Below are 12,681 nucleotides of genomic sequence, written 5' to 3'. Positions count from 1 at the left end.
TCAAATCGATCGGCTTTTTTCTATGGCGTTCCTCCAACGCGGGGCTATGCCCTAGCGCTCGATCTCCGCCTCGCTACGCAAGTCGTCAATCAAGCCCTGGATGACCGATTGAGCACGAAGCTGCTCGGCCATTTGGGCCACGAACGCCGTCATTTGCTCATCCACCTCGCCAGCGGAAACGTCGTCAAGCGCAACGACAGCCACCCCTTGCGGCATGTTGACGGCACGGTAAACGCTTTCGCCCTCGTCTGGACGAGGCATACGGAAGACTTCACCCACCAGCGATTGAGGCAGCGTGGTGTCCGACTGACGCGACACGTCATTGGCTTCCAGCCACTCCAGCTCGACACTCTCACCTTCCCGCAGGGAAGCAATTAGCTCTGCTGCCTGGGCCTGAAGTGCTTCTTGGCGCTGCTGAGCCGCAACAGCCTGCTCGACTTCCTCGCGAACGGCTTCCAAGGGCAGAACCGTCGCGTCCCGATGCTCGGCCACCCGCAGCACGAGACGTCGATCATTATCGAGTTCGATTACTTCGCTGTTGTAGCCCTCTTCCAGCACGTCTGCACTGAAAGCTTCATCCAGAACGCCGGGCTCAGACAGTACACCTTCTCCTTCACCACGGGCGATCCATTCCGTTCGCTCGAGCGTCAGGCCGAGATCATCAGCGACACTTTGCAGGTCGTCGGCAGCAAAGCTCTCGTCGATCAGGCGCTGCACTTGCTCGTTGAATTCGTCGTTGACACTGCTGAGTGCTACGTCCTGTGCCAGCGCATCGCGCTGCTCTTCAAACGATGGGCCTGCCAGTTCGGTTACCCGAAGAATGTGGAAAGCACCGTCCATTTCTACTAACTGAGAGGTCTCGCCTACGCCCAGAGAAAACGCCGCTTCATCGAAGGCATCACCAAAAAAACCACGGCTAATGACGCCAAGATCGCCACCGTCCTCGGCACTGGCCGTATCGTCCGAGTAGCGCGCCGCGGTATCCGCAAAACTTTCGCCCTCTTCCAATGACGCAAGCGCTTCGCTCGCCAGCGCTTCAGCTTCTTCGCGACTCCGCTCATCGCCGAAGGTCACCATGATGTGTGATACACGACGGTCAGCGCTTTGGTTCTGCTCGCGCCACGCTTCCCGAAGCGCCTGCTCGTCCACCTCGACGTCGTCCGCCATAGCTTGGCGATCGATCAACACGTACTCGACGCGCACCTGTTCAGGACGCTCGAAACGTGACTGGTTGGCATCGTAGTACGCCTGCATCTGTTCGTCGGTGACGTTGACGTCGATCTCGACATCTTCTGCATTCAGCATAACGTAGCGAAAATCGCGCTGCTGACGCTGCAGATCGGCCAAGCGCTGCTCTTCACTGGGTAGACTGAAATCGCTAAACGCAAGCCCCTGCTGTAAATGCTGACGTTTGATATCGACTCTCAGTTCTTCTCGAAATGAGAGTGGCGTGTAACCGGCGCCAGCGAGACGGTTACGGAACAGCTCGGCCGAAAAACGCCCGTCTTGGTCATGAAACTCCGGCAGGCTGACGATCATTTGATCCAACTGTGCATCGGAGACGTGAAAACCGCCGTCTTCGGCGTATTGGGTCAGCAAGGTTTGGGTAATGAGCTGGTCGAGCATGTCATTGCGCAGCGCTCGCTCTTGCTCGGGCGGCACCTGGCCAGAACGCAGTGCACGCTGAACGCCCAGCTCGACGTCTTGGCGCATAATGGGTTCACCATTCACGCTGGCGACTTCGTTGGGGTCGCTACCAAACACGCTAAACAGCGATTCCACGCCAAACAGTGCCATGGCCGCCACCATGAGACCGATAATTATCTTGGCACCCCAGCTTCTGGAGCCATCTCGTATACTTTGCAGCATGCTAGCCTCAGATCATCAAAGCCATCTATTGCCCAAATCATCGGGCCAGAAAAGAACATGGGCGCATCGCGGATGCGATGCGCCCATTAGGTTACAGCAAACGCGTGCCAATTAGTTGACGGCGTCTTTCAGCGCTTTACCGGCTTTAAAGCTGGGTACTTTGGCGGCGCTGATTTCGATGGGCTGGCCCGTTTGCGGGTTACGGCCGGTACGTGCAGCACGCTCTTTGATTGCGAAAGTACCAAAACCGACCAGAGAAACACTCTCGCCTTTTTTGAGGCTATCGGTGACAGACTCCACCATGGCATCCAATGCGCGGGTTGCCGCTGCTTTCGGAATATCTGCAGACGCGGCAATAGCTTCAATCAGCTCGGACTTATTCACACTTCACCCCTTAACTGTTTCAAAAAATGGCTCTGAACGGCACGGTCACCGAGTGCATCAACCTCAAAGCATAGCTGCGTTTTATAGCAATGCCTTGAAACACCTGTCAAGCGACCGGGCCGTGAAATGCCCGCTGCTCAAGGCATTGGGCAAATTTATTAAGTAAAATTAAAGCGGAAGGTGCTTTAATGCTTAATGGGTGCTTGCAACAGCATTTGTACTGAACGACTTATCGGCGCCTTTTAGCGTGGCCCCTTCGGTCACGTTCTCCGCCAGCGCAACCGCCAGCACGTCATCTATCCACCGTACGGGACGAATATCAAGTGCTCCTTTGATATTCTCCGGTACTTCCTTGAGATCTCGACGATTTTCCTCAGGGATTAGGACGGTCTTTATACCACCCCGCCGGGCCGCCAGCAATTTCTCCTTTAGACCACCAATCGGCAGCACTTCGCCCCGGAGGTTGACCTCACCTGTCATGGCCACATCGCAGCGTACCGGGCGTTGCGTGTAGGCCGAGACAATGGCTGTCACCATGGCGATACCCGCGCTAGGCCCATCTTTGGGCGTTGCACCTTCAGGCACGTGGATATGCAGGTCCTCGTTCTCGAAACGCTGAGGGTCGATACCATAGGCATCGGCTCGCGCCTTGACCACCGTCTGAGCAGCACTCACCGACTCTTTCATGACATCGCCCAAAGAGCCGGTTTTATTGATGCGACCTTTTCCTGGCGTGACGACCGATTCGATATTGAGCAGCTCGCCGCCCACGGACGTCCATGCCAAGCCGGTGACTCGGCCTACCTGATCCTCTTGCTCTGCCAAACCGTAGCTGTAGCGACGGACACCCGCATAGGTTTCGATCTGATCGGCAGACAAGAGTTGCGGAGCCTGCAGCTTGCTACCGGCTTTGTCTTTCGAGGTGCGCTCGGCTTCAAGGCGCTCGCGCAGTACCTTGCGACACACTTTGGCGATTTGACGTTCAAGCTCCCGCACACCCGCTTCACGGGTGTAGTAGCGTACGAGCTCCAGTAGCGCATCGTCACCGAGTGCCAACTCTTGCTCTTCCAAACCGTTGGCTTCCAGCTGTTTTGGCAGCAGGTAGCGCTTGGCGATGGCCAGCTTCTCATCTTCGGTGTAGCCGGGCAGGCGGATGATCTCCATACGATCCAGCAGCGGGCCTGGAATGTTCATCGAGTTCGCCGTGCAGATAAACAGCGTCTCGGAGAGATCGTAGTCCAGCTCGAGGTAATGGTCGCTAAAGCTGCTGTTCTGCTCGGGATCCAACACCTCCAGCAGCGCGGAGGCGGGATCTCCCCGATGGTCCATTCCCAGCTTGTCCACTTCATCCAACAGGAACAGCGGATTTTTCACACCGGCACGACTCATGCGCTGCATCAGCTTACCGGGGAGCGAACCAATGTAGGTACGACGATGGCCACGAATCTCCGACTCATCGCGCACGCCACCCAGCGCCAGGCGAACGTACTTACGATTGGTCGCACGGGCAATGGACTGCCCCAATGAGGTTTTCCCCACACCAGGCGGCCCCACCAAACAAAGCACCGGCCCCTTCAGTTTTCGCACGCGCTTTTGGACTGCCAGGTACTCAAGAATGCGCGCCTTGACCTCTTCCAAACCGTAATGATCCGCGTCGAGCACTTCTTGTGCTTTGACCAAGTCATGCTTGACCCGCGTGCGTTTTTTCCACGGCACGGCGATGAGCCAGTCCAGATACGAACGCACTACGGTCGCCTCAGCAGAGTTCGACGCCATCATCTTGAGCTTGTTGAGCTCTTGCGTCGCTTTTTCAGATGCCTCTTTGGGCATGCCGGACTCTTTGATCGCCTGTTCGTACTTTTCTGCCTCATTGGGCACGTTATCCAGCTCACCCATCTCTTTCTGGATGGCCTTCATTTGCTCGTTAAGGTAATACTCGCGCTGCGTTTTCTCCATCTGCTCTTTGACACGCGAGCGGATGCGCTTTTCTACCTGGAGCAGATCGATTTCAGACTCGATCAGCGCCATCAAGTGCTCGATACGGTCACGTACGCGATCCATCTCGAGCAGCTCCTGCTTGTCACCAATTTTCAGCGACAGGTGGGCGCAGATGGTATCCACCAGCCGACTCGGATCTTCGATGCCGGAGAGCGAGTTCAGCACTTCGTTGGGGACTTTCTTGGAGAGTTTGACGTACTGCTCGAACTGATTCAGCAGCACTCTCACCAGCGCCTCCTGCTCACGGCTGGTGAGCGGCTCGCTTTCACGCGGCGTTAAATGCGCTTGGGTGTAGCCCACCTCGTTTTCTTCGATATCGATGACATCAGCGCGGAAGCTGCCCTCGATCAAAACCTTGACGGTACCATCTGGCAGTTTCAGCAGCTGCATGATGTCAGCAACGGTCCCCATCGCGTAGAGGTCCGCATTGTCAGGATCATCCTGTGAGGCTTCTCGCTGAGCCACCAGCAGTACACGCTTGTCGGCTTCCATTGCGGCTTCCAGGGCCTGAATGGACTTTTCGCGACCAACAAAAAGCGGAATAACCATTTGCGGGTACACTACGACATCCCGCAATGGCAACAGGGGTAGACATTGTGTCTGATCGGCGTTCTGCTGCATCGCAGACGTTCCTCAAATTCGGATGAGTACTTGAACGGTACTTAGCCAAGTACCTCACAGTGTGAAAGGGCATGGCAGGACACGCTCACTGCGTGCTGATCAGCCATTTCAAGTCGTGTGTTAACAACAAGGGGCCGCCTAGGCGACCCCTTGGTTTGGCACCAGCGGTGGAGAGCTAGGCCGTGGCACGCACGTCGGGGTTAGCCGTCGGTGCCGTCGACCCGGGCTTCTTCCTGCTGCGAGTAGATCAACAGTGGCTCGCTTTCGCCAGCGATAACCGAGCCATCGATGACGACTTTGCTCACCCCTTCCAAGGATGGAATTTCATACATCGTGTCGAGCAGAACCGACTCTAGTATGGAGCGAAGGCCACGCGCGCCGGTTTTACGCTCCATGGCTTTCGCCGCCACGGCTTTCAGCGCATCGTCTCTAAACTCCAGCGTGACGTCTTCCATCTCGAAGAGCTTGGCGTATTGCTTGATCAGCGAGTTTTTGGGCTCGGTCAAGATTTGCACCAGTGCATCTTCGGTGAGTTCGGTCAACGTGGCGATAACGGGCAGACGACCGACGAACTCTGGGATCAAACCGAACTTGACCAGATCTTCAGGTTCGACATCTGCCAACAGCTCTCCCACACCGCGAGAGGACTCTTTGCTCTTGACGCTGGCGTTGAAGCCAATCCCGCCTTTCTCGGCACGATCACGAATCACTTTATCGAGACCCGCAAACGCACCGCCGACGATGAACAAGATATTCGCCGTATTTACCTGGACAAACTCCTGCTGAGGATGCTTGCGCCCCCCTTGCGGAGGAACAGAGGCCGTCGTGCCTTCAATCAGCTTCAACAGCGCCTGTTGCACGCCTTCGCCAGAGACATCACGGGTAATCGACGGATTGTCCGATTTGCGCGAGATCTTGTCGATTTCATCGATGTAAACAATGCCGCGCTCGGCCTTCTCGACATCGTAGTCACACTTCTGAAGCAGCTTTTGGATGATGTTTTCAACATCTTCACCCACGTAACCTGCTTCGGTCAGCGTCGTTGCATCAGCAATGGTAAAAGGTACATTCAGTAGCCGCGCCATGGTTTCGGCGAGGAGCGTTTTACCGCTGCCCGTCGGACCAATCAGCAGGATGTTGGATTTACCTAGCTCCACATCGCCTTCACGCACTTCTGACTTCAGACGCTTGTAGTGGTTATACACCGCTACGGACAGCACCATTTTGGCGCGGTCTTGTCCGATGACGTAGTCGTCCAATGTATGACGTATTTCGCGGGGCGTAGGTAAACGCTCCTCATCGCTCTCGGCATCGGCTTCGAGAACTTCTTCGCGAATGATGTCATTACATAAGTCGACACACTCATCGCAGATATACACGGACGGGCCGGCAATCAGCTTACGTACTTCGTTTTGGTTTTTGCCACAAAACGAGCAGTAGAGCAGTTTGCCACCTTCGTCCTTGCCTTTGCCGTCGGCCATTCGCGTACCTCTGTCACTGCGGCGGCTGACGCCGCCTTAAAAGCTCGTTAGAAAAGCAGAATCCTATCACGCTATCAGGATGTAGGCCGCTTATCCAGCACTGCGTCAATCAAGCCGTACTCTTTGGCCTTATTGGCGCTCATGAAATTGTCGCGGTCGGTATCTTGGGCCACTTTCTCAATCTCTTGACCGGTGTGATGGGCCAGGATTTGATTCAGTTTTTCACGAATACCGAGAATTTCACGGGTGTGAATCTCGATATCCGATGCTTGGCCTTGGTAACCACCGAGCGGCTGGTGAATCATTACACGGGAATTAGGCAGGCAGTAACGCTTGCCTGCTGCACCCGCGGTGAGCAGGAGTGCGCCCATGCTAGCCGCTTGACCGATACACACGGTGGAGACATCCGGCTTGATGAACTGCATGGTGTCGTAGATGGACATCCCTGCCGTCACCGAGCCACCGGGCGAGTTAATGTAAAGATGAATATCCTTATCAGGATTCTCAGACTCAAGAAACAGCAGCTGCGCCACGACAAGGTTGGCCATGTAATCTTCTACCGGGCCTACCAGGAAAATCACGCGCTCTTTGAGAAGACGCGAGTAAATGTCGTAGGCTCTTTCCCCTTTGGCGCTCTGCTCAACCACCATGGGCACTAAACCGCCGGCGTTTTGAATATCAAACTCACTCATTCGGGTGATTCCTTGCGTCCGGTAAGGGAAAAGCGCACCCCAGCAGGGTGCGCCACGCGATGAGATCAGGCGCTTGCCTGTTCGCCCTCTTCGTTCTCATCTTGCTCAGCCTGTTGCTGAGCGGCAGCCAGCGCTTGCTGGTAAGACATTTCCACGTCTTTTACGTTCGTTTGCTCAAGCAGCTTATCGACGGCTTTCTCTTCGAGAATGGCAGATTTTACCTGGGTCTTCAGCTGCTCGTTACCCATGTAGTACTCCACCACTTCGGAGGGGTCTTGATATTGCTCGGCCAGCTCTTCGACCTTCGCTTTGATCTCAGCGTCGTCAGCGTCAAGCTCGTGGGCTTTGATCACTTCAGCCAACAGCAGACCGACTTGAACACGACCTTTGGCCTGCTCTTCGAACAGCTCGTTCGGCAGTTGGCTGACATCAAAGTCTTCACCCAAACCGAACTGCTGAGCTGCCTGACGCTTCATGCCGTCAGTCTCTTGCTGAACCAGCGCGCTGGGAACAGGAATGTCGTTCGCCTTTTTGAGGGCGTCCAATACCTGCTGCTTCACACGATTATCGACCGCCTGTGACGCCTCACGTGTCATGTTCTTTTTAATCTCAGCGCGGAATTTGGTCTCGTCACCACCTTCTACGCCAAAACGCTCGATGAACGCTGCATTCACTTCCGGCAACTTCTGAGTGCTGACTTTGTGGACGGTAACTTTGAAAGTCGCATCCTGACCGGCAAGGTGCTCGGCTTGGTAATCTTCCGGGAACGTTACAGAGATGGTTTTCTCTTCGCCCGCTTTGGCACCGATCAGCTGCTCTTCGAAGCCCGGAATGAAGCTATTGGAACCGATGACCAACGCGTGGCCTTCAGCGCTACCACCCTCGAACGGCTCGTCACCCAAGAAACCTTGGAAGTCGATGGTGACTTGGTCGCCATCCGCTGCGGCCGCGTCAACCTCTTCCCACGCGGCGTTTTGCTTACGCAGCGTGTCGATCATTTCATCGACATCGGCGTCGCTAACGGAAACCACCGGACGCTCAACCTCAGTGCCTTCGATAGACGCCAGTTCGACCTGCGGATAGATTTCCATGATGGCAACGAACTCGAGATCTTTGCCTTCTTGATTTACTTTTGGCTCGATCTGCGGGAAACCAGCAGGATTGAGGCCTTCTTCAGTGATCGCACGCACGTAGCGTTCACGCATCACTTCGCCTACCACTTCATTGCGCACGCTGTCGCCATAGCGCTGACGCACGACGGCCATTGGCACCCGGCCTTGGCGGAAACCGTTCAAGCGAACGTTTTTCGCGGTGTCTTTCAAGCGAGCGCTGACGGCCTCGTCGATATCTGCTGCCGGCACCTGAATAGTGATACGGCGTTCGATCTGGGAGGTCGTCTCGACGGAAACTTGCATGAATTGTCCTCTAGCGGCTGGGCGTTGTGTTAGTTGCGTAAAATATATTCAAGGAGTCAATTTTAAGAACCCTGACGCATGGTGGCAAGCGCCATGCTCGCAAGATGGGGGCACGAGCATCAAATACAAGGGGTTAGCAGGACAAAAACTCACGCGTCACGCGCTGGCCACCATAACGATACCGCATGCAGCAGGAGGCCACAGGTCGTCGCGTGGGAGATGAAGACCTGCCAACTGATCCATTCGGTAAACACGGCATGCCAGGCTCCCATTACCAAAGCCCCCAACACCAGCATCATGGCCAAGCGCTTAAGCAATGGCGGCACTGCTTGCCGGGCTTCAAGTGACAACATCTTCCACTGAAAGATGGCAGCACCTGCTACGAACACCAAAGCCATCAGCAGTAGCGTCTGGCGAGTTTCGTGCCCGCCCGCCATGTAACGTGGCAATGCGGACAGCATCACGATGCACAACCCCAGTGCCACGCTGACCCGCTCAGGGGAGTAAAGCGCTCGCTGCATGTTAAACGACCTTCAGCTGCTGAGCTTCGATCCACTCCTCGACCCAAGGTAGCGCAGCATCATCGGCCATGAAGGTTTCCATGGCATCGATTTCAAGACGCTCACCTAACCGTTGAGCACCGTGGTCTTGAAGGAGGTCATCCAGCGCCCGGCCCGCGCCGCAAAACGTGTCCCCATAGGAGCTGTCACCTAGCGCAATGAGGCCATAACGCAATCCTGTAAGTGAAGGGCTTTGGTCTTTCAGGCTGCGTACAAAGGGAACGAAATTACCGGGAAAATCCCCACTGCCGGTGGTCGAAACACAAAACAGGGTCAGGTCATTTCTCTGGGTAATATCCTCAACCGTTGGCTGCTCAGAGATGTCGACAGCATAACCAGCCTGTTCAAACAGAGGCTTGACCTGTTCCGCCACATCCAATGCACCGCCATACATGGTGCCCACCAGAATGGTTAACGTCGGCATTGTTCTACTCCTAGGCAATGGTGTCGCACCTTACGTTGTGATCTCCACAAAGTTCAGTCGACAAATACCTGATGAATTTGCTCAAATATTAACACGACTGGCAAAAACGACGCACGCCCCACGTGGGGCTTCGACAATTGCGCAACAGGAGCGCTTATGCAGCAGGCCTTCGAGACATGGATCACGCCCATCATGGTGGGTGGCTTGATCATCTTTATGTGTTTCATCATTTGGGATTTGGCCAAAAAATCGAACGCTGGCAAGTTTGGCACGATCATGCTGTTTGTCGTGCTAGGCGCTGGCATGCTGGGCTACGTCATTAAAGTCGTGATCACTTGGCTGATTGAAGGACGCGGTATTTAACTTCGCACTCATTGCGACACATCCAGATGCCCATATGAGTGATGCAAAAAAGGAGTGCCTGACGGCACTCCTTTTCGTTGGGCAGCCATGGCAGGGTGATACTACTGGCTACTCGCGTAGCGCTCCACCTGCTGCTTGAGCTTCTGACCGGGGCGAAACGTGACGACACGCCGAGCAGAAATGGGAATCTCCTCACCGGTCTTGGGGTTTCGTCCTGGCCGCTCACGCTTATCACGTAGGTCAAAGTTGCCAAAGCCCGACAGTTTCACCTGTTCGTTCTCACGCAAACAGGCGCGAATTTCTTCAAAGAACGCCTCTACCATCGCTTTTGCTTCTCGCTTCGACAGCGCCAGCTCTGTGTGTAAATGCTCAGCTAGCTCTGCTTTGGTCAACGCACCCATAGGGCTCCTCCATGTAGCATACGCATTGCCAAGAACGTGATAAGCGTCGTGTCATGGCATAGCTTAGTTAGCCGCGAAGTTCGGCATCTAATTCGGCTCGCACGTTAGTAATGATCGAGTCGACCAACTGATTGATTTCTTCATCATTTAGCGTGCGCGAAGCGTGTTGCCAGGTCAAGCCCAATGCAATGCTCTTATAACCTTCGGCCACGCCTTTACCAGCATAGACATCAAATAGCTTTATGTCTTTCAGGTAATCCCCTGCCTTGGCTTTAGCGCAATCCAACAGCGCTTGCACTGGCGTGGCATCTTTGAGGATGAACGCCAAGTCACGACGCACCTCTGGATAGCGGGACAGCGGTTCGAACGCCGGAATCGCCCCTTGGCTCAGCGCATCCAAACGGACCTCGAACAGCACGGCATCGACCTTGAGGCCCAATGTCGCTCGCACTTGCGGATGTAGCGTACCAATCCAGCCTGCTGGCTTACCCTGGTGGAAGAGCTGCGCTGTTTGCCCTGGGTGCAGCGAAGGGTGCTCTCCGGGTTCGAAGCGCCACTCGTCCTGAGCGCCGCCCATGGCCAGTAGACTCTCTAGATCGCCCTTCAGGTCATAGAAGTCCACCTGCGCCTTGGCACCATTCCACCCTTCCGCCTCGCGACCACCACAAACCAGTGCGCCCATCATCGGCACCTGAGTCAAGTGATCCAACGGCCCATTGAACACCAAGCCCGTTTCAAAAATACGCACACGCGTCTGCTGACGATTCAGGTTGTGCTCGAGCGCTCGCACCAAACCGGGGAAGAGACTGGCACGCATCACCGACAGATCCGATGAGATCGGGTTAGCGAGCACGGGAGAAACCGCGTCGGGTAGCATTGCAGCCTGCAGATCAGGTGCAACGAAGCTGTACGTCACTGCTTCTTGGAAGCCGCGGGCGACCATTTGGTTACGCAACTGTGACTGGGTCAAGCTGGCTTCGTTCGCGGATCGCAGCGCCAATCGGGCGGCGGGACGACGCACCGGTAGTTTGTTGTAGCCATGAATACGCGCCACTTCTTCGATGAGGTCTTCCTCGATGGCGACGTCAAATCGCCAACTAGGCGCGACCACCGACCAACCTTCCGCCTGCTTATCGACGGCCAGCCCAAGACGCTGGAGAATATCGGTCACATCGTCCGCCGATAGCCGCTTGGAAAGCGCGCTTTCAAGACGAGCTTCACGCAGCGTAATCGCGCGCGGTGCGGGCAAGTGTTCCTCGCTAACGGTCTCTACCACCGGCCCCGCCTGACCACCACAGATCTCCAACAGAAGCTGTGTGGCACGCTCGACTGCCATGACGGGGAGCTCAGGATCGACGCCACGTTCGAAACGGTGCGATGCATCGGTGTGCAGCCCGTAAGAGCGCGCCTGCCCAGCAATCGCAAGCGGCGCAAAGAACGCCGACTCTAGGAAAATAGTCTGTGTATTTGCGCTAACCCCAGAGTTCTCGCCTCCCATGATACCAGCCATCGCCAGAGGGCCTCGCTCATCGGCAATGACGAGCGTTTCGGGGCGCAAAGCGACCTCTTGGCCATCCAACAACGTCAAGCGTTCGGCGTCTTTGGCCAGACGCACGGTAATACCGCCCTGCAAATGATCGCGATCGAATGCGTGTAACGGCTGGCCAAGCTCTAGCATGACGTAGTTGGTGACATCCACCACCGGATCGATGGAGCGCACGCCGCTGCGACGCAGGCGCTCGACCATCCAGAGCGGTGTTTCGGCATCCACTTTCACGCCTTCGATCACCCGCCCCACGTAGCGAGGGCACTGCTCTGGCGCATCGACCACAACGGGGAAAGTCGTATCGATGGTGGCTTCGACCTCGGTCATGTCCGGACCGTGCACCGGCAGACGGTTAAGGACGCCGACTTCTCTGGCCAGCCCTTTGATGCTGAGGCAGTCGCCGCGGTTCGGCGTTAAATCCACCTCGATGGTCATATCATCGAGCTGCATGTAGTCACGGAAAGGCGTACCAACCGGCGCCGACTCGGGCAGTACCAGAATGCCTGGAGAGGTTTCCTCCTCCAACCCCAACTCTGAAGCCGAGCAGATCATGCCGCGGGATTCAACGCCACGCAGCTTGGCTTTCTTGATTTTGAAATCCCCTGGCAAAACACCCCCCACCTGGGCAAAGGGAATTTTCTGCCCTACGTCGACGTTGGGCGCACCACACACCACTTGCACAGGCTCACCCGTGCCGTCATTGACGGTACAGACATTGAGCTTATCGGCATCGGGATGCTTCTCTTTGGTCAGCACTTCAGCCACGACCACACCGCTAAAAGCAGCGGCGACCGGCTCAACGGCATCTACTTCAAGGCCCGCCATGGTGATCTGGTCGGCCATGGCCTGCGTTTCCAGCTGCGGAGCTATCCATTCACGCAGCCACTGTTCTGAAAATTTCATGTTGATTCCCGTCGCTGGCAGCGG

11 protein-coding genes are annotated in these 12,681 nt (G+C 55.8%); 1 reads left to right on the top strand and 10 read right to left on the bottom strand.

Annotated elements, in window-relative coordinates; all coding sequences use genetic code 11:
• Positions 1-51: 51 nt before the first annotated feature.
• The 8 genes from QIT27_RS16420 to QIT27_RS16385 all read right to left on the bottom strand — a co-directional run bounded on the left by QIT27_RS16420 (position 52) and on the right by QIT27_RS16385 (position 9,444).
• The gene (locus QIT27_RS16420; protein WP_285264424.1) at positions 52-1,869 is read right to left on the bottom strand and encodes a SurA N-terminal domain-containing protein; all 1,818 of its coding nucleotides are present in this window, start codon (positions 1,867-1,869) and stop codon (positions 52-54) included.
• Positions 1,870-1,980: 111 nt separating this feature from the next.
• Positions 1,981-2,253, bottom strand: coding sequence for a non-specific DNA-binding protein Hbs (hbs, locus tag QIT27_RS16415; protein ID WP_009724302.1), 273 nt, complete (start codon positions 2,251-2,253; stop codon positions 1,981-1,983).
• 192 nt (positions 2,254-2,445) lie between these two features.
• Positions 2,446-4,872, bottom strand: coding sequence for an endopeptidase La (lon, locus tag QIT27_RS16410; RefSeq protein ID WP_285264423.1), 2,427 nt, complete (start codon positions 4,870-4,872; stop codon positions 2,446-2,448).
• A gap of 200 nt (positions 4,873-5,072) precedes the next feature.
• A complete protein-coding gene (gene clpX, locus QIT27_RS16405; protein ID WP_159342039.1) occupies positions 5,073-6,353 on the bottom strand; it encodes an ATP-dependent Clp protease ATP-binding subunit ClpX in 1,281 nt (426 codons plus the stop codon).
• Positions 6,354-6,427: 74 nt separating this feature from the next.
• The gene (clpP, locus tag QIT27_RS16400; RefSeq protein WP_159342038.1) at positions 6,428-7,045 is read right to left on the bottom strand and encodes an ATP-dependent Clp endopeptidase proteolytic subunit ClpP; all 618 of its coding nucleotides are present in this window, start codon (positions 7,043-7,045) and stop codon (positions 6,428-6,430) included.
• A 65-nt stretch (positions 7,046-7,110) separates the two neighbouring features.
• Entirely contained in the window at positions 7,111-8,460 is a 1,350-nt protein-coding gene (tig, locus tag QIT27_RS16395; protein WP_285264422.1) for a trigger factor, read from the bottom strand.
• 149 nt (positions 8,461-8,609) lie between these two features.
• The gene (locus QIT27_RS16390; protein WP_285264421.1) at positions 8,610-8,981 is read right to left on the bottom strand and encodes a hypothetical protein; all 372 of its coding nucleotides are present in this window, start codon (positions 8,979-8,981) and stop codon (positions 8,610-8,612) included.
• 1 nt (position 8,982) lies between these two features.
• A complete protein-coding gene (locus tag QIT27_RS16385) occupies positions 8,983-9,444 on the bottom strand; it encodes a flavodoxin (protein ID WP_285264420.1) in 462 nt (153 codons plus the stop codon).
• Between the two features lie 156 nt (positions 9,445-9,600).
• Between QIT27_RS16385 and QIT27_RS16380 the strand changes: the two genes are divergently transcribed.
• Positions 9,601-9,807 carry a DUF2788 domain-containing protein gene (locus QIT27_RS16380; RefSeq protein WP_159342034.1) on the top strand — a complete coding sequence of 69 codons (207 nt, stop codon included), beginning with the start codon at positions 9,601-9,603 and terminating at the stop codon, positions 9,805-9,807.
• A 101-nt stretch (positions 9,808-9,908) separates the two neighbouring features.
• On the opposite strand, the gene QIT27_RS16375 is transcribed toward QIT27_RS16380, so the two are convergent.
• Positions 9,909-10,208 (bottom strand): integration host factor subunit alpha, encoded by a 300-nt coding sequence (locus QIT27_RS16375; protein WP_159342033.1) that lies wholly within the window; start codon positions 10,206-10,208, stop codon positions 9,909-9,911.
• A gap of 67 nt (positions 10,209-10,275) precedes the next feature.
• Entirely contained in the window at positions 10,276-12,657 is a 2,382-nt protein-coding gene (gene pheT / locus QIT27_RS16370; protein ID WP_285264419.1) for a phenylalanine--tRNA ligase subunit beta, read from the bottom strand.
• Positions 12,658-12,681: the final 24 nt, after the last annotated feature.

Origin of the sequence: Halomonas sp. LC1 (assembly GCF_030247125.1) — a bacterium.
Classification (GTDB): domain Bacteria; phylum Pseudomonadota; class Gammaproteobacteria; order Pseudomonadales; family Halomonadaceae; genus Vreelandella.
The sequence above is the reverse complement of the archived record's forward strand: the minus strand, read 5'-3'. Positions and strand labels throughout refer to the sequence as shown.

Coding starts and splice junctions, on each gene's coding strand:
- QIT27_RS16420 (WP_285264424.1), bottom strand. CDS start 1,869: ATGCTGCAAAGTATACGAGATGGCTCCAGAAGCTGGGGTGCCAAGATA.
- lon (WP_285264423.1), bottom strand. CDS start 4,872: ATGCAGCAGAACGCCGATCAGACACAATGTCTACCCCTGTTGCCATTG.
- clpX (WP_159342039.1), bottom strand. CDS start 6,353: ATGGCCGACGGCAAAGGCAAGGACGAAGGTGGCAAACTGCTCTACTGC.
- clpP (WP_159342038.1), bottom strand. CDS start 7,045: ATGAGTGAGTTTGATATTCAAAACGCCGGCGGTTTAGTGCCCATGGTG.
- tig (WP_285264422.1), bottom strand. CDS start 8,460: ATGCAAGTTTCCGTCGAGACGACCTCCCAGATCGAACGCCGTATCACT.
- QIT27_RS16390 (WP_285264421.1), bottom strand. CDS start 8,981: ATGCAGCGAGCGCTTTACTCCCCTGAGCGGGTCAGCGTGGCACTGGGG.
- QIT27_RS16385 (WP_285264420.1), bottom strand. CDS start 9,444: ATGCCGACGTTAACCATTCTGGTGGGCACCATGTATGGCGGTGCATTG.
- QIT27_RS16380 (WP_159342034.1), top strand. CDS start 9,601: ATGCAGCAGGCCTTCGAGACATGGATCACGCCCATCATGGTGGGTGGC.
- QIT27_RS16375 (WP_159342033.1), bottom strand. CDS start 10,208: ATGGGTGCGTTGACCAAAGCAGAGCTAGCTGAGCATTTACACACAGAG.
- pheT (WP_285264419.1), bottom strand. CDS start 12,657: ATGAAATTTTCAGAACAGTGGCTGCGTGAATGGATAGCTCCGCAGCTG.